Origin of the sequence: Kordiimonas sp. (genome assembly GCF_965216265.1) — a bacterium.
Lineage (GTDB): Bacteria > Pseudomonadota > Alphaproteobacteria > Sphingomonadales > Kordiimonadaceae > Kordiimonas.
Genome location: NZ_OZ244153.1, coordinates 1,783,497 through 1,800,171, shown reverse-complemented (window position 1 = coordinate 1,800,171; position 16,675 = coordinate 1,783,497). Strand labels below are relative to the sequence as shown.

Here is a 16,675-nt window from a genome sequence, read left to right as displayed (position 1 = left end):
TCGGCCATCGATGTGATCCTCTTATTCTGTGTCTGCGGTTGTCAGCTTTTCAAGCAAGCCATGCAGGGTTTGCTGCTCACTGGCGCTCAGGCTTGCGAACAGGTCTTCGACCCACAAAGCATGCTCTGTCGCCATGGCTTCAAAAGTTTTAACGCCCTTGTTTGTCAGTCGTGCGACAGCGGCGCGCGCATCGTTCGGGCACGGCTTGCGGTCAACCAGTCCTTCTTTCAGGAGCGGTGCCATGACCTGCGTGACGTTGCCGTTCGAGACCATCAATTGTTTGGAAAGTTCTGACAGCCGCACCCCGCCTTCTGCAGCGCGGTAAAGGTTCGCAAGCACATCAAAACGGGAGAGGGAAACACCGTGCGCAGCTTGCATTTTTGCGGTCAGCGACTTGCGGATCGCATTGCTGCTGCCGAGAAGCTTGAGCCAGCTTCTGAGCGCGCGCTGCTGCGCTTCGCTGATGTCCGGATGATGCGTCATATCGCCCCTTCGAATAGCTGCCTGAATGGCTATCAGAAATTTATTTTAGCACTAAATTAAATGGGACTCAAGCGGGTGTGAGGGGAGAGTGATAGAGCGTGTTTTAGGATTCTGGTGAGGACTACATCACTTCGCCGCAGGCAACAGCGATGGCCTGGCCATTGATGGCGCTGGCTTTTTCGCCAGCGAGCCACAGCACCGTGTCTGCGACCTCGTCCGGGCGGATAAGTCGGTCTTCCGGGTTATGCTGGGTTAACTCGTGCAGGGCTGCTTTAGCGCTGCGCCCGGTTTTCTCCACGATGTTCTGAACGGAGGTGCGCACAATATCCGTATCTGTAAAACCGGGGCATACAGCGTTGGCTGTAACACCGGTGCCGGAAAGCTCAAGTGCCAGCGCGCGAGTCATGCCCAGGATGCCATGTTTTGCTGCTGTATAGGCCGCCGTATAGGCATAACCCTTGAGCGCAGCGGTGCTGGCGATAGTGATGATGCGGCCAAACTGTTGGGCTTTCATGTGGGGCAATACCGCGCGTGTACAGAGAAAAGCGCCGGTAAGGTTAACGTCCAGCATGGACTGCCACACCTTCAGGTTTGTGCGCTCAAGGGGTGCTGTAATCGCAGCGCCTGCATTATTGATCAGCACGTCGGGCATCATGTCCCGCTCGACTAGGCCTTCAAAGGCGTCGCCGACATTTTTCTCATCAGTCACATCAAGGGTGAGAGTGTGAAGGTCTTTGTGAGTGCTCGTCGCCTCTTCAAGCCGCGCCGTCGAGCGCCCGGCAATGATCACACGGAAACCGTGATCCGCCAGCGAGCGAGCCACTGCGAGGCCGATACCTGAACCTCCACCGGTTACAAGTGCTGTGTGTGATTGTACGCGCATAAACTGACCCTCCATCCCCTTACCTTAGGCTCACTTCAGGAAAGTAAACAAGCATCGTCTTACTCGCATGAAGCTGGAGGCAGCAGTATAGCAGATCGTCAATATCAGCCCTTTTTTGTTGTGCGGGTTTTTATTTGTTATAGCTTGGCAGCATTGTAACGACCGAAGTTTGGGAGCCAACCTGCGTGACATTCTGGCGGAAAATCTGGAAAAGTGATCCCGAGCCCGAAGGGCCAATGAACTGGAACCTGCCGGATGGCGCACTTGTTTATGCCATTGGTGATGTTCATGGGCGCTATGATCTGCTGCAGGCGCTGCTCGCACAAATTGATGAAGATCGCACCGCTCATTGGGGTGTTGAAGATACCTATGTGGTTTTCCTTGGCGATTATGTTGACCGGGGCTTTCAATCATTTGATGTGATTGAGCATTTGGCCACGTTTGAGATGCCTGGCATAACGCCCATTTTTCTGCGCGGGAACCACGAAGAACTGATGCTGCAGTTTATGGAAGACCCGGTTGAGGCTCAGTTGTGGCTCAGCGTTGGCGGGCCATCGACGCTGGTGAGTTACGGGATTGACCTACAATCGGAAGATGTAGCAGGTGACATACTCGTGGCATCTGACCTGCTTATTCACAAAATGCCGGACCACCATGTCAGGTTCCTCAAGAACCTGCAGACAAGCTGGCGGCTGGGGGACTATTTTTTTGTGCACGCGGGCCTGCGCCCCGGAGTTCCGCTCAAGGCGCAGCGGTCACGCGACATGACAACTATCCGGCAAGAATTCACGTCAAGCAGCCATAATTTCGGCGTATGTGTTGTTCATGGTCACACAGGCGTCAAAAAACCTGAATATACGGGTAACCGAATAGCGGTGGACACTGGCGCGTTTGCAACCGGGGTTTTAACCGCTGCTGTTCTTGAAGGTGGCGACGTGCGGTTTTTGGCTACAACCTAAATATTTTAGTGTTGCGTTCACGCAACAAGGTAAAATATTATTGAAACCATGGACTTCCAAGCTCTTATGAAGTAAAGAAATCAATAAGTATCTGTGTATATTAGCGTAAGTTTTCAAAGATAGCGTTGTGCCGTGTATTTTCGGCATCCTCCACAAACTGGGGTAAGATAGATGAAAAATCAAAAGACCATGATTTTGGCCACCATGCTGCTTGGCAGCACCGCACTTGCGCCTGCAGCATTTGCGCAGGATGCCGCTGCGGAAGGTGATGAAGTGAAGTCTGTTTATGACCGTGCACGGCCAGATTATGATGCGCCGGGCATTCGCTCTGGCAGCTTCCTGTTTTACCCAGCCGTTGGTGTTGAAGGTAAATACAACTCAAACATTTATGCTCAAGAAAGCAACGTGACAGACGATTTCATCGCTGTTGTGAAACCTAATTTCAATCTCGTTTCCGACTGGAACTCGAGCTACCTCGCTGTTTCTGCAAAAGCAGATATCGGTCGTTACCTCGATAATGGTGGCGAAAACTACGAAGATTATGGTTTTGCCATCAATGGCCGGAAAGATCTTTCCTACGGCACTGATTTCCACGGCAACGTGGCTTATGATCAGAAACATGAGGATCGCGGTTCACCGGATGCTGTTGGTAACGCTGCTGAGCAGACCCAGCTTTCCGTCATGACGGCGTCGGTTGGCTTCAAGCGCGATGTATCCATTCTGTCATTCGCGGTGGACGCTGAGTATGTAAAGCGTGATTTTGATGATGTAGCGCTCAATGGCGGTGGTGTTCTTAACAATGATGACCGTGACCGTGATCGTCGCAAAGGCACAATGCGTGTTGGTTATGAAATGGCCAACGGTTACGAAGCTTTTGTCCGTGGTTCCATGGACCGCATCGAATATGACAATTCGAAAGAAGATGGTGGCCCACAGCGTAACTCTGATGGTTACGAAGCTGTTGCAGGTGCTGCTTTCGATTTTACCGGTAAAGCAAAAGGCGAGTTTTATGTCGGGTACATGAAACGCGCTTATGATTCGGATACGCTCAACAACACGGACGGCATCAACTTTGGCGCGGACCTGTTGTGGAATGCGACCGGCCTGACATCATTCCGCGGCACGCTGAAACGGTCGATCGAAGAGACGACAGTTGGCGGTAACGATAGCAACGGCAATTTTGTCAATTCTTCCGGTATCGTTGCCACGCTCGTGTCCGGTCGGGTTGAGCATGAACTACGCCGCAACCTGCTTTTGAATGCGGACGTGAGCTATACTCGCCAGAATTTCGAACTTACCACGCGTGAAGACGAAATCTGGGGTGCGAAACTTGGCCTCAAATATCTGGTTAGCCGGAACTTTAATGTGAACGCGGGTTATGGTTACGACTACCGCGGCACGACGCAGCAAGGCCAGGATTATGAGCGTCATTCGTTTATGGTTGGTATCAAGGGTCAATGGTAAGTATACTCCTCGATCAATAGAGCGTTCAGTTAGTAATCATTGGTTGAGGTAATGCAGACAATTCGCGTTTTGATAATCTTATGTGTGGCGAGCCTTATGGGGCTCGCCCAAACTGTTTATGCGCAATCGAGCCCAGCGACACCGCCGGCGCTTGACGTGGAACGGTATGAACTTGGCTCTGGCGATAAGATCCGGGTCATTGTTTATGGTGAAGAAGATCTTTCCGGTGAATTTGAATTAGATGGCACCGGTATTGTTGCTCTGCCGCTCATCGGACCGGTCAATATCGGTGGTCGCGATCTCGCGATTGCAGAACAGTTAATCAGCGCAAAGCTGGCGGATGGATATCTTGTCAATCCGCGGGTCAGCATTGAGGTGCTGAACTATCGGCCGTTTTATATTCTCGGTGAAGTGAAGAAGCCCGGCAGCTATCCCTATGTGAACAGTATGACAGTTCTCAACGCTATTGCGCTTGCATCAGGGTTCACTTATCGGGCGAACGAGAAAAAAATTGTCATCACCCGCCGGGTTGATATCGGGCGAGACACCACACTGGTACTGCCCGGAGATATCATTCGCGTACCGGAACGCTTCTTCTAATTTCAGGCCGTCGCCGGAGGCTTATCATAGTCGACCGGTGATGTTTAGGTTGTGACCATGTACGACAATCATTATTCAGACCAAGAACACCGAACGCCAACGGTGCCGCAGAACCAGCAAAGCCCGCTGGATGACAGTGAGATCGATATTCGCGCGCTCCTGCTGGTATTGTGGCGGCGAAAATGGGTGATTGTTAACACGGCCGTGTTTCTTATTGTTCTCTCAGCGATCGTTGTTTTCCAACTGACCCCGCGCTACACCGCTGAAGCAATGCTGGCGATCGAGACACGTAAAAACAGTGTCGTTGACCTTGAGGCCGTGATGTCTGGTGTTGGTACAGACCAGGCGGCGATCAAGACTGAGATCGATGTGCTTATGTCGCGCAGGCTTGTTGGCAAGTTGGTTGATAATCTCAAGCTCGTTCAGGATCCGGAGTTCAACCCCGAGCTGGATCAGAAAAAAAGTCTGCTGTCCTATCTCAATCCTTTTAGCTACCTGCCTGACGCCTGGAGTGACGCTATTCTAGGCCGCAAGGAGGATACACGCACACCGGAAGAAATCGCTCACGCTGTGCGCGCCAAGGTTATCAATAATGTCTCAACCGGTCTTGCGGTGAGTAACCCGCCACGATCATATACTTTGCAGGTGTCATTTGTATCGGTTGACCCAAAAAAAGCGGCACGTGTCGCGAACGCGCTTGCCAATCTTTACCTGACAGACCAGCTGGAGGTGAAGTTTGAAGCCACGCAGCGTGCGAACGAGTGGTTGAACGAGCGGGTTTTTGAGCTTCGTGAGAAAGTGCGGCAGTCTGAGCAAGCCGCGCAACGCTTCCGGGAGGACAACCAGCTTATTCAGACCCAATCAGCCGGCCTTGTGAACGAGCAACAGCTGGCTCAGTTGAATACACAGCTTGTTACCGCGCGAACAGATCTGGCTCGTGTTCAAGCGCGTCAACGCCAGATCGAGCAGAATGTCGTTGATGGTGATATTGAGGATTCAGGGCTTTTGGAGGTGGTGCAGTCGCCGCTGATCCAGCGCCTCAAGGAACAGGAATCGGAAGTGCGGCGTCGCCGTGCGGAACTTGGCACCCGTTATGGTCCCAAGCACCCACGCATGATGAATGTGGAGGCCGAGCTTGCGGACATCAAGAACAAGATCACGCTTGAGATCAACAAGATCGTCGCGGGTATCCGCGGTGAGGCTGAGGTCGCAGAAATTCGTGTGCGCACGCTTGAGCAGAACATGGATGGGCTTAAACAAGAGAGCTTTACCGTCAGCCGCGCGCAAGTGCAAATGCGAGAGCTGGACCGTGAAGCAGAAGCCAACCGGCTGCTTCTTCAAACCTTCCTGACCCGCTTCAAGGAAACCTCCAGCCAGGACGGTATGCAGCAGGCGGATGCCCGTATCATTTCGGAAGCGGATATCCCCACCATCGCATCCTTCCCTAAAAAGAAACTGATCCTTCTGCTCGTGGCGTTTGCGGGTGTTGGCGTTGGTGTCGGCCTTGCCTTCCTTCTGGAGGCGCTTGATAACGGGTACCGTAGCCCTGATATCCTTCGGCAAGACCTGCACCTCAGGCCACTTGGCATGATCCCGCTTGTGGGCAAAGCTGTGTTGCAAAGCGGGGGGCCCGAGAAATATATCGTGTCTAAACCAACCTCGTCTTTCGCGGAAGCGCACCGCAGCATTCATGCGTCCCTGATGTTCAGTGGCGCTGGCGGTGCGACACCAAAGGTGCTGGCTGTTACGTCATCTATTCCGGGGGAAGGCAAGTCAACAGCTACGCTTTGTCTCGCGCACATCCTTGGCCGCACAGGGCTGAAGGTCCTGGTTGTTGAGGCTGACTTGAGACGCCCGGTTCTTCGGAAGCGGCTCGGCCTTGACGAGGGTAAATATGTCAGCCTGAACAGCGTGCTGAACGGCAAGGCCACCAAATCCGGTGGTTCGATCTATCAGGATGAAACGTCCGGCGTTCATGTGTTGTGGGCGGAACGTGACGATAACCCGCAGAAACGTTTCGCGGGCCCTGAGTTTAATCAGTTCCTTGGTGAAGCGCGTAAACAGTATGATCTGGTGCTGATCGATACGCCGCCGGTTATGGCAGTTGCTGATGCATTGATCATCGCTAAATATGCCGAGAGCATCATGTTTGTTGTGCAGTGGGAATCGACCGCCAAGGGCATCGTTAAAACCGCTGTGAAGCAGCTGCAACAAACTGGTGTACCGATCGCGGGCGCTGTGCTTACGCAGGTTGATGTGAAGCGGCATCGTGGTTACGGCTATGGTGACCAAGGCTATTATTACGGCGGCAAGAGCAACTATTACACAAATTAGCGATTGCCGGTTTTTTCACCGGGCTTTTCTTCTGAGCATATCTGAGTGGGAACCATGTCGATACGCCGCTGGCTACGGGCTGTTTGCTATCAAAAATTTAGCATATTGCCTAGGGGACTTCGCTTAGGGCTTTCCTGCGGCGCTGCCCTAGGCCTTTGCTGAGCTGTTTTCCAGCAGGGCGCGCACCTTTGGCATGATCCTGCGGCTGACCGGAACTTGTATGTTGCCGGTCAGATCCAGTTTGCCGCCGCCCTTTTCCACGGATACGAGCCCTTTTACATAAGCAGTATTGACGATATACGAGCGGTGTACGCGCACGAAGGTCAGGGGCAGGTTGTGCTCAAGCTGACCAACGGAACCACTGTATAGCTTATAGTTTTTCTGGGCTTTGAAGTGGAGTTCTACATAGTCGCCGGCACCCTTGCCGTAGACGAGAGCTTCGGTTGTGACCAACTCCAGTTTGCCTTTGTTGGTAATGGTGATGTTGTCCATTGCAGCGCCTTTTTGCGCTCTTTTCAGTGTATCCGCCAAGCGTTGTGCTCGTGCGGTCTCATCAATTCGCTGTCGCCGTTCTTCAGCAAAATAACGGGCTTGCCGGATAAAGAGAAACGACAGCAGGCTCGCCAGAATATAGTAGAAAGACACGTCCAGAAATTCCGTCGGGGAAAAGAAAACAGCTGCAAAAAAAAGTAGTAGGGCGGCGAGATAACTGGGGTGGGTTAGCCGTTTGCCGATGAGCAGGCACAGTAGATACCCTGCGTTCAGAAGCGTGGGCGCCAGAATGGCAGTAATGGTTTTGGTGTCATACCCAGGCATGGCCGCGGTGATAACGATGGTCATGACAGCGATGAAAGCACACGGTTTCCACCACTTGGTCCTTCCCAACCGGTGGTGAATGTAAGCGGTGACACAGAAGCCAAAGCCAAGGGCGAAAAACAGGATAAGAAGTAGACGAACTTCATGTACGGGGTAGGCGTAAGCGCTCACACCTCGCCAGACCTCCGCACTCAGCTGTCCCAGCGCGGAAAAGGACATCAGGCTCAACAATAACGATCCGGTCCTGTCAAAGCTTCGCAAAGCCATCCCACCAAAATAAAAGCTACCTGCGAGGAAGACCCCGAAGCTCAGTAATGAGGGCAAATAGCGCCGCAATATGTTGCCTGTTGGCAAGGAATAGGGACCGATGTGGATCCGGTGAAGGGGGCGCTGCAAACCTAAAAAACCATGGTGGCTGGAAAGGTGGAGCGTGATGCTGTTTTCGCCGTCCTTCAGCAGGTGCGGTGGGAGATAGATAACGCTGTCCATCTTCCCGGGAATCTCTGTCCCTCGGTTTTTGCCCGGCTCGCCGTTCTGGCCGATAAACGCACCATTCAAATAGACCGCAGTTGAAGCGCTTCCGGATATGAATAATCCCAACGCTGCGTTTGTCTTCTTAATTTGGAGATGCGTCCTTGCCCAAACATTTTGGTTGACCAGGTCAATATCCCTGACGACTTGTTCCCGGCAGGCGGGGGTCTGAAAAATACTATCCAGGTCGATCTCTGTTGGGGCGGCACAGGTGGTCAGTGACCCAATTTCTATCATCTGGTTGCCAGCAATACCGGGCGCCGAGCAAAAAAGCCAGAAGAGGAGCGTGCATATCCAGAGTGTAGACTTCATTGATGCCCCCACGGCCTTTGTTTCCCTACCGTACCTCTAATACCACTTAACGAATCAAAACCACCGTTTATCGATCTTTGGGCCAATTATTGTTGAAAAACAGGGGCTCGTATAGAACTTGAGTGCAAATGGAAAAACACCGAGGATAAGTATTGTGAAAAAATATCTGGGTATTTTGCTGGCAGCAATCGTTGGCGGCATGGTTTGGGCGGGTGTAGTCGCTGTTGGCGCGACCGAAGGTTGGTGGCGTTCACCGATCGCCGCAGACGAAGACATCAAGGGCTTTTGGGCCGCAGGCGTTGGGGCGATCAGTGAGCGTTCCAACGGCAATGCGGCCTTTGTATTGATTAAGCAGAACCAGATATATGACGAGCACTATAGCTCGGTGGGCAGGGCCGTCGACAGAGATACGCTTTTTCAAGTCGCATCTTTGAGCAAGTGGGTATCAGCCTGGGGCGTTTTGTCCCTCGTGGATGCGGGTTTGTTGGATCTGGATGCTCCTGTATCCAGATATCTCACGCGGTGGCATCTCCCGCCCAGTGATTATGATAACAGCGGCGTGACGGTGCGGAGATTGCTCAGCCACACGGCGGGCCTGACGGACGACCTGGGCTATGGTGGGTTCCTGCCTAACGGAGAGGTGCAGTCGCTGGAAGAATCGCTCACAAAGGCGTCGGACGCCTCACCGGGGAAAACCGGTGTTGTCAAAGTAGGGATGCAGCCGGGTGTTGCCTACAGATATTCCGGCGGCGGTTATACCTTGCTCCAGCTTATCGTCGAAGAGGTCTCTGGCATGTCGTTCAACGACTACATGCGAGACCATGTTTTCAAGCCGCTTGGAATGACCAGGTCGACATATATTACCGACGGGCTGCCAGCATCGGATATTGCTGAGATATATGATCAGGACGGCAGCTATGCCACACACTATAAATTCACATCGCTGGCCGCGACATCGCTTTATACCAGCGCCCAGGACATGGTGACTTTTATTAACGCACATTTCCCGCTGAATGATCGCTCTGCGGGGAGAGGTGTCCTCACTCCCGAGACCGTGGCGTTGATGCGTCAGCCTCATGCGTCACAAGCAGGCGCGGACATATGGGGGTTGGGAACCGTTCTGTATGCCCCCAACAACAAGGGTGATTTTATAGTCGGACATGACGGTAAAAACGAACCCGCGATCAATACGACTGCACGGTTTGACCCTGCCTCGGGAGATGGCATCGTTATTCTTGAGACCGGGAATACCCTGTTGGCGACCGAGTTGGCTGGCGAGTGGACATTCTGGAGAACAGGGAATGTCGATCTCTTCGATTTCCTGGCAGGCATGGGGCAGATGATTAAAGCCATCCTGCTTGGTTGGCTGGTCATCACGGCTATGGCAGTCTTCTGGTCATACAGGGTGTATCGGGCGCGGCGGAGCTGAACCCTGGCTCCTCAGCAGGAGTAAGCGCGCATAGGATTGTTGTGTTTCTCAGATGCTTTATGAATATATGGCGGAGCCGGAGGAAGTTTAAAGTCTGCCCATAGCCGTCCATGACTGTATATTATCTATATATTTTTATTAAGTTATTTTAATTTTCTTGTCCTTCTGTGTCCATGAAGATACGCTGAAATCGATCATAAATTTATGGGTTGAATGAGGGGTCAATATGTCCCGTGCCATCCACAAACTTTCCGCGCGGCGCGTGGCGACCGAATCCACCAAGGGTCTCTATGGTGACGGTGGAGGCCTCTATCTGCAGGTTGGGCCGACCGGCTCAAAATCATGGATTTTCCGTTTCATGATGAACCGTAAGTCTCGCGACATGGGGCTAGGGTCGGTCAATGACTTCTCCCTCGCTGAGGCCCGGGAGGCAGCACGGGATTGCAGGCGTTTGGTTCGTGACGGTATCGACCCCATTGATGCCCGCCACTCCCAACGGCGCGAGCGCATGGCTGAAGCCGCGAGGCAACAGACCTTTAAGGAATGCGCCATGGATTATATTCGTACTCATTCGTCCTCCTGGAAGAATGCGAAACACTGCCAGCAATGGGAAAATACACTGAACACTTATGCCTATCCTGTGCTTGGCAAGTTGGCGGTGCGAGATATTGACACGCATCTGGTTAAACAGGTGCTTGATCCGATTTGGCAGATCAAGACAGAAACCGCGACCCGCGTTCGCAATCGTATTGAGCGCGTGCTCGATTGGGCAACAGTGCAGCAACTGCGCCAAGGTGAAAACCCAGCACGCTGGAAAGGTCACCTGGAAAACCTGCTGCCAGCGCCAACCAAGCTCAAAAATGTTCAACACCATAAAGCGCTACCCTATGCAGAAACCGCTACCTTCCTGAAGGAACTCGACGCCGTCGATGGTGTGAGCGCTCAGGGTCTTCGTTTCCTGATCCTGACTGCCGCGAGGAGTGGCGAGGTTCGCAATGCCGTTTGGGATGATATCGATATGGAAAAGAAAACCTGGACCATACCTGCCGAGAAGATGAAGGCTGGTAAAGAACATATCGTCCCACTGTCGGATGCCGCCCTTGATGTACTCAAGCGGATGCAGAAGTTTCGGGAAGGCGACTTGGTATTTCCTGGAAGCCGCGAACGCCGCCCCCTCTCAGATATGGCATTCACGCAGCTTCTACGGCGAATGAAAAAAGACGGTGTTACCGCTCATGGTTTCAGGTCCAGCTTTCGAGACTGGGCTGGCGAGACGACGGCTTTTGCCCGAGAAGTCATAGAGGCCGCTTTGGCGCACCAACTGAAAGACAAGACGGAAGCAGCATATTTTAGGTCAAATCTGCTCGACAAGCGTCGCACCCTGATGGATGACTGGGCAAATTATTGCACCGCTAGCGTCTGTTAGGCGCCTTGAGATATGCGTCTATTATTTTAAGTCCGGAACTTACTTACCCACTCTCTATGATGATGCATGGAACCCACAGATTATCCCATAGGTAAAAGGATTTGAGACATGGCGGCCAATGTATCCAAAGACTTGGTGCCTCTTAATGAGGCGATTAACGCGAAACTACGGCTAGCGCCCGATGCCGACTTCGAAGACGCTCTTGAACAAGAGGTCGTCGAGTGGATCGTGGTGCGTCCACGAGCGACACATCGCCGGAAAAGGGCGATGCAAACTCTCGCGTTTCTTGGCGGTACCCTTTTTCTCAGCGCGGCGATTCAGATAATGTTCAATACGTCGCCGCAAACACCGACTTTTGCAAAAGACCTTCGGCTTTGGCAAATGCTGACCGGCGGGACCTTGGTTCTGTTCTCAACATGGCGATACCCGCGCAAACCTCAGGAGGAGGCTAAAGATGTTGTCGCGGCCATGAACACGTCTGCCGGTAAAGAGCAAATAGCAAAGCTCTTGGAAATTAACAACGATCTCGCAAATCACCGCATGGAAATGGTCTTCGAAAGCATAAGTGGAGTGCGCTCAGTCGTAGACGCGAAACTATTTCGGCGGATCAATTCGTTGAACCTGCTCCTGCCAAGACTCGGGAGGCGCGGCTTAATTCCTGGCGACGTTGGCATGGATTTCGGCAAATTCTATTTGCAGACCGGAGAGACGCAAGACGAGGCCGGCAAACCCCAAGCAATTTCTCCGGCCAACGAGGCCCCGCATGCCAACGAATCTGCGACCGCGAGGTGGCATCCGGACCACGACGGAAAGGTATCCGAGTACTTATTCTGGACGTCCGATCAGACGCTATTTGACCATACATGGCAGCTATCAAAAGTTGATTCCGACGCACATCGCTATTTCATAGGCCTTCATGCCGCGAGAGAAATTCGGAGAGAACATCCAGCTATGTCGCTAGGAAATATCGCAGAAAAGATAGAAGAAGACGTGGTGGGTGCTCCCGGCGCAAGTACGATGAATAAGTTATTTTCCGGCAACGAACCCGCTTTTGAGAAGAAAGTGAAACTGCCAGCCGATTGGGATTTCTTACCTTTAGAGAACCCTCGCAAGACTAGGAAAATGACGAAATAATTTCCCGAGAAATTATCCTTTTTTCCTGAAAAGACATCCAGCGTCCCCCGTGCCTCCATGTGTATCCCAACCAACACAAGGAGGCATAGATGCACCCCGATAAACTAATTCGCAGCCGAGAGGTATGCGAGCTCACCGGCATCAGTCGGTCTTATCTTTACGCACTCATTGGAAGCGGTCTCTTCCCATCCCCCAAGAAAATTGGCCGTGCGAGCCGCTGGCTCCTCTCGGATGTAAATCAGTTTGTGGACAGCCTGGACGCACCGACAAAAAAGGAGGTGCACCGTGGCTGATAAGCAAATCTGCCTGCGCGTACCTGCGCGGTTGGCGACACAATTTGATGCGGCGGCAAAAAAGGTTGGCCTCTCGCGCAATCGGTGGGCGATGGGTGTCCTTTCCCGTGCACTTCATGACAAGGATGACAAGAGCACTGAGCAGATTATCCTCCGCTTGCTTGTTACCAATTCCCTTATGCTGGATACGATCGCGGCCCCGACAATTGGCGACGATATGATCAAGCGGATAAAAGAGCGAGCGAAAAAGATCGCGATCAAATGGGGGACGATGCAATGACCGGCGCAACCTTCCTATTTGCACAACTGCTTACTTTCGTTTGTATTTTCTATGCTGGCTGGACCCTGCTGTTGTCCCGTGGCGAACGTCGCGCCGCAGCGGCCGAGCAGGAAAAGGCATCGGCCGAGCGAGAAGAGATAGAGGCTGTCATGGTACAGATTGCCGCCTTGCGCACGGAATTTGCAAAGGCTACGGCACATGCCGATCAAGCGACAAAACATTCGGTCGCTCTCAAGGAGGTCGTCCTGAATGAGCAGCATGAGCGGCAAGAAACGACGCGTGCCCTTAGGGCTCTCATTCGAGAGCTGAGGTTCGTGCGGTCGCAGGGCACTTGCCCGTTGCTAAAAAAGGAAAAGGATGATGATAGCCTGGTCGGTCCGCCGCAAGTCGGGCTAGCGCCGACACCATTACGGTCCAATCATGATAACGACACCGACCCGAGCCCTAGCGATGATTGGTAACATCAGGAAAATCCACGACGGCGAGGTATTTGGATACCTCGCCGAGGATAACTATTACATCGACAGTGATACCGTCCAACTCGCCTTCTGGGAGGGAAAGCTTGCGAAGCGTCGTCGCCTCTCATCAGGCATTACAAAGAAAACTTTTGATGCTCAGTTAGCTAAGAACACGGCGAACAAAAACCAACGGAAAACGGTGCTAGGCTACGATATCGTCTTTTCAGCCCCTAAAAGTGTAAGTGTTCTGGCGCTCGCTTTTGAGGACGAAGAAATTCGAAATTCTCACCGAGAAGCAGTCAAGGCCGCTCTCGCCTTCATCGAGGGGAACTGTCTCCAGTACCGCAAATTTCAGGCCTCAGAAAAGAAGCAGGTGCTGGCGAACGCCGACAATTGTCTGTTTGCTGTATTCGAGCATCATGAAAATAGAGCACTGGACCCGCAGCTTCACAGCCATTCTTTTCTTTTTCAGCAGACAGTTGACAAGTCAGGACGTACGCGAGCGCTCGAAACTCATCGGCTGTTTAAACATAAAATGGCTGCCGGCATCATCTACCAGGCTGAGCTAGCGCGAAATATCCACCAATTAGGTTATCAAACGCAGTGGTGTATGAGGAAGGGGACGTTTGAGATCAAAGGGGTGCCTCAAGACATCATCGATGCTTTTTCCACTCGCCGCGCCGAGCTCCTAAAAAAATTGGCGGAAAGTGGCTCTTTTTCTCACAAAAAAGCCGATCTGGCCGCGCTATTCACCCGGTCTACCAAGGCAAAGAATGTTGACCGCACTGCATTGCGAAAAGCGTGGCAGGCTAAAGCAGAATCTCTTGGTTTCACAAAGTCATCTGTACAGGCCTGCCAGTTAGAAATGATCTGCGATGAGAAGGTCGCACCAGAACTTATCGTTGAAGATGCGCTTTCACATCTTTCCGAGAACGAAGCTGTCTTCGAAAAAAGGCGGCTGATATTTGAAGCTATTAAGCTCTCCCGCGGGAGAATTGAGCCAGCGAAAGTTTTAGCGGCAATCGACCAAGCTATCGAGGCAAAGGCAATCCTGACGATGCCCGACCTTGAGGATTATTTGACTGTCCCTTCGGCGGTAATGCTTGAGCAGGAACTGCTTGCACACGAAAAGGCTGGACGCGGTACGACGACACCTACAGTCCGCGAAGATAAACTGTGGAAAGATCTGCAAGGAGCCATACTTGGGCCAGACCAGGCGCAGGCCGTTGCACAAATACTTGCGTCGACTTCTTCGGTGGTCGGAGTTCAGGGCTACGCAGGGACAGGGAAGACTACCCTCTTGAGAGTGGTTCGAGAGCAAGTAGAGAAAACGGGTAAACGGATATTTGCCCTGGCGCCGTCGACCGAGGCGTCTGCTACGCTTCACCAAGAAACCGGCATACCTGCAAATACTTTGCAGTTCTTTCTCTCTTCATACGCCAATAATAAGCGAACAGACACGGTATTTGCAGGATCAATCGTATTGCTCGATGAGGCGAGCATGGTCTCATCCCAACAAATGGCTGACCTCTTCAAGCTCCAAAAAACACTTGGAATTGAGCGCATTTGCCTGATTGGTGACCGGGCGCAGTTAAATGCAGTCGAGGCAGGCAGGCCGTTTGAACTCCTTCAGGAAAATGGGATGGAGATTGCCGAGATTACGAACATTCGAAGGCAAAAGAATGGGCCACTGAAAGGCGCGGTGCACGATGTAATCAAAAAGGACCTGCAAGCCGCGTTTCGAGCCTTGAGGCCTGCAATGGTGGAAAACCCGGATCAGGAATTGGCTTTCCTCATGGCCCGTGATTGGATCAGGTTACCCTTGGCACAGCGCACCCAGTCGCTGATCCTTACCCAGACGCGAGCTGAACGATTGAGGGTGAACGAGATCATTCGAACATATATGCGGTCAAAGGGACAACTAGGGCAGCCTACCTTTAATACCTCCCAACTTATTCCAAGAAGCTTGAGCAAGGCACAGATTAAATCAGCGGCATATTATGAGGCCGGAGATGTTGTGCTTTTCAATAAGCCCTACGTGCGCCTTGAGGTTCAACGCGGGACGTATGCGAAGGTTATACGGGCAGATCAAAATAACGATACGGTTGAGTTGGCACTACCATGTGGGCGTACCGTGATTTGGTCTCCGCAACGGATAGCGGCAAATGCCAAGGGTGCCATTGATGTTTTTGAAACTGAGACAATGGAAATGGCACCGGGGGATGAAATTCGTTTCACGCGAAATTTTCACAAATACAACATTCGAAATGGCACCCGCTGTCAGGTCGCCCACATTGATGGCGAGAACGTTTATCTTCGAGATGAACGCGGAAAAAACTTTGTGCTCGGGCGAAATATGGCTCCGCTTAAACATATTGATTACGCCTGGGCGACGACCACGCATGGCGCGCAAGGTCGAACAGTGGATCAGGTTTTTGTCTTGGCGAATAGCCAACATGGTCACATGAACACAGCCAGCTCGCTTTACGTCCAGATCAGCAGAGCCAGATATAGCGCTCGCCTCTATACCGACGATGCGGAAGAGCTGGAAATACAGACATTGAAAAGCCTTGAGCCCAAGCCACGGCACGCCACTGATCTCGTTAAAGACCCGGAAATCTACAGGGAACTGAAAGCCTCGTCAGAGGCATTTTCTCGGCAACTGTTGGAAACCAGGCGCAGGCTGCAAATTGAAAAGCTGCGTCGCGAGCTTCGAGCCCCTGAGCCTACTCCTAGCCTCAGATTGTCATTGTAGTTCAATGACATATCAAAGTGATATCAAACCAGAAAATGACACTAAGTGTCTGAAAAGTATGAATGTTTAGCATCTCTACGCAGTAGCGTTGTGTGTATATCTAAAAAGACAGGAGATTGTCGATGTCCCGAACAGCATACAGAAGCGTGAATCACGAACGTTTTGCAGAGCTGTTGCAGCAGTTCCCGAGGCTGGTGCCTTACTGGGATTTCGAGCGAGGCGAAATGAAAGCGGAGGAGCTCAAGTGCGCAATCGCCAAATGGTCACGCGGCGAGGAAATCATGGCGCGCTTCTTTGCCGGTGTTTGGCTTGGCGAAAATTCATGGCAGTTTGACCCTATTGAAGCCGCGTCGGTTCTGGATAGCCGACATATGATTGTCGTTACCGAATGGATGGATCAACCGTTTTGGCCGTGACAGCTATAGGCAGGCGGCATGGATAAAATTAGAGAACAATTTTTACGAGCCTATTTGTCTCTATAGCTTGAATATCGGCGGGGGTACGACGTATATTGAAAT

Annotated in this window: 15 protein-coding genes; 12 read left to right on the top strand and 3 right to left on the bottom strand. The window is 52.2% G+C overall.

The window, feature by feature from the left end; translation table 11 throughout:
* Positions 1 to 21: 21 nt before the first annotated feature.
* Complete coding sequence (locus ACOOGA_RS08160; RefSeq protein WP_420430415.1) at positions 22 to 483, bottom strand: MarR family winged helix-turn-helix transcriptional regulator; 462 nt, start codon at positions 481 to 483, stop codon at positions 22 to 24.
* A 121-nt stretch (positions 484 to 604) separates the two neighbouring features.
* The gene (locus ACOOGA_RS08155) at positions 605 to 1,366 is read right to left on the bottom strand and encodes an SDR family NAD(P)-dependent oxidoreductase (protein WP_417462331.1); all 762 of its coding nucleotides are present in this window, start codon (positions 1,364 to 1,366) and stop codon (positions 605 to 607) included.
* Between the two features lie 185 nt (positions 1,367 to 1,551).
* Between ACOOGA_RS08155 and ACOOGA_RS08150 the strand changes: the two genes are divergently transcribed.
* From ACOOGA_RS08150 to ACOOGA_RS08135, 4 genes are all read left to right on the top strand, one after another.
* The gene (locus ACOOGA_RS08150) at positions 1,552 to 2,325 is read left to right on the top strand and encodes a metallophosphoesterase (RefSeq protein WP_420430413.1); all 774 of its coding nucleotides are present in this window, start codon (positions 1,552 to 1,554) and stop codon (positions 2,323 to 2,325) included.
* Between the two features lie 171 nt (positions 2,326 to 2,496).
* A complete protein-coding gene (locus ACOOGA_RS08145) occupies positions 2,497 to 3,789 on the top strand; it encodes an outer membrane beta-barrel protein (protein ID WP_420430411.1) in 1,293 nt (430 codons plus the stop codon).
* Positions 3,790 to 3,873: 84 nt separating this feature from the next.
* On the top strand, positions 3,874 to 4,389 hold the full coding sequence (locus ACOOGA_RS08140) for a polysaccharide biosynthesis/export family protein (RefSeq protein ID WP_420430409.1): 516 nt from the start codon (positions 3,874 to 3,876) through the stop codon (positions 4,387 to 4,389).
* A 57-nt stretch (positions 4,390 to 4,446) separates the two neighbouring features.
* Entirely contained in the window at positions 4,447 to 6,723 is a 2,277-nt protein-coding gene (locus ACOOGA_RS08135; protein WP_420430407.1) for a GumC family protein, read from the top strand.
* A 147-nt stretch (positions 6,724 to 6,870) separates the two neighbouring features.
* Here ACOOGA_RS08135 and ACOOGA_RS08130 read toward each other — a convergent pair whose 3' ends face one another.
* Entirely contained in the window at positions 6,871 to 8,382 is a 1,512-nt protein-coding gene (locus ACOOGA_RS08130) for a LytR/AlgR family response regulator transcription factor (protein WP_420430405.1), read from the bottom strand.
* 154 nt (positions 8,383 to 8,536) lie between these two features.
* Here ACOOGA_RS08130 and ACOOGA_RS08125 point away from each other — a divergent pair, with 154 nt between their 5' ends.
* From ACOOGA_RS08125 to ACOOGA_RS08090, 8 genes are all read left to right on the top strand, one after another.
* A complete protein-coding gene (locus ACOOGA_RS08125) occupies positions 8,537 to 9,811 on the top strand; it encodes a serine hydrolase domain-containing protein (protein WP_420430403.1) in 1,275 nt (424 codons plus the stop codon).
* 226 nt (positions 9,812 to 10,037) lie between these two features.
* Complete coding sequence (locus ACOOGA_RS08120) at positions 10,038 to 11,237, top strand: tyrosine-type recombinase/integrase (protein WP_420430401.1); 1,200 nt, start codon at positions 10,038 to 10,040, stop codon at positions 11,235 to 11,237.
* Positions 11,238 to 11,345: 108 nt separating this feature from the next.
* A complete protein-coding gene (locus ACOOGA_RS08115; protein ID WP_420430399.1) occupies positions 11,346 to 12,371 on the top strand; it encodes a hypothetical protein in 1,026 nt (341 codons plus the stop codon).
* A gap of 89 nt (positions 12,372 to 12,460) precedes the next feature.
* On the top strand, positions 12,461 to 12,664 hold the full coding sequence (locus ACOOGA_RS08110) for a helix-turn-helix transcriptional regulator (protein WP_420430397.1): 204 nt from the start codon (positions 12,461 to 12,463) through the stop codon (positions 12,662 to 12,664).
* On the top strand, positions 12,657 to 12,944 hold the full coding sequence (locus tag ACOOGA_RS08105) for a hypothetical protein (protein ID WP_420430395.1): 288 nt from the start codon (positions 12,657 to 12,659) through the stop codon (positions 12,942 to 12,944). The genes ACOOGA_RS08110 and ACOOGA_RS08105 overlap by 8 nt, the downstream gene beginning before the upstream one ends.
* Positions 12,941 to 13,405 carry a hypothetical protein gene (locus ACOOGA_RS08100; protein ID WP_420430393.1) on the top strand — a complete coding sequence of 155 codons (465 nt, stop codon included), beginning with the start codon at positions 12,941 to 12,943 and terminating at the stop codon, positions 13,403 to 13,405. The genes ACOOGA_RS08105 and ACOOGA_RS08100 overlap by 4 nt, the downstream gene beginning before the upstream one ends.
* The gene (mobF, locus tag ACOOGA_RS08095) at positions 13,395 to 16,157 is read left to right on the top strand and encodes a MobF family relaxase (RefSeq protein ID WP_420430391.1); all 2,763 of its coding nucleotides are present in this window, start codon (positions 13,395 to 13,397) and stop codon (positions 16,155 to 16,157) included. The genes ACOOGA_RS08100 and mobF overlap by 11 nt, the downstream gene beginning before the upstream one ends.
* A gap of 122 nt (positions 16,158 to 16,279) precedes the next feature.
* Positions 16,280 to 16,573 carry a hypothetical protein gene (locus ACOOGA_RS08090; RefSeq protein ID WP_420430389.1) on the top strand — a complete coding sequence of 98 codons (294 nt, stop codon included), beginning with the start codon at positions 16,280 to 16,282 and terminating at the stop codon, positions 16,571 to 16,573.
* The last annotated feature ends 102 nt before the right edge of the window (positions 16,574 to 16,675 follow it).

Coding starts and splice junctions, on each gene's coding strand:
- ACOOGA_RS08160 (WP_420430415.1), bottom strand. CDS start 483: ATGACGCATCATCCGGACATCAGCGAAGCGCAGCAGCGCGCGCTCAGA.
- ACOOGA_RS08155 (WP_417462331.1), bottom strand. CDS start 1,366: ATGCGCGTACAATCACACACAGCACTTGTAACCGGTGGAGGTTCAGGT.
- ACOOGA_RS08145 (WP_420430411.1), top strand. CDS start 2,497: ATGAAAAATCAAAAGACCATGATTTTGGCCACCATGCTGCTTGGCAGC.
- ACOOGA_RS08135 (WP_420430407.1), top strand. CDS start 4,447: ATGTACGACAATCATTATTCAGACCAAGAACACCGAACGCCAACGGTG.
- ACOOGA_RS08130 (WP_420430405.1), bottom strand. CDS start 8,382: ATGAAGTCTACACTCTGGATATGCACGCTCCTCTTCTGGCTTTTTTGC.
- ACOOGA_RS08120 (WP_420430401.1), top strand. CDS start 10,038: ATGTCCCGTGCCATCCACAAACTTTCCGCGCGGCGCGTGGCGACCGAA.
- ACOOGA_RS08115 (WP_420430399.1), top strand. CDS start 11,346: ATGGCGGCCAATGTATCCAAAGACTTGGTGCCTCTTAATGAGGCGATT.
- ACOOGA_RS08110 (WP_420430397.1), top strand. CDS start 12,461: ATGCACCCCGATAAACTAATTCGCAGCCGAGAGGTATGCGAGCTCACC.
- ACOOGA_RS08100 (WP_420430393.1), top strand. CDS start 12,941: ATGACCGGCGCAACCTTCCTATTTGCACAACTGCTTACTTTCGTTTGT.
- mobF (WP_420430391.1), top strand. CDS start 13,395: ATGATTGGTAACATCAGGAAAATCCACGACGGCGAGGTATTTGGATAC.
- ACOOGA_RS08090 (WP_420430389.1), top strand. CDS start 16,280: ATGTCCCGAACAGCATACAGAAGCGTGAATCACGAACGTTTTGCAGAG.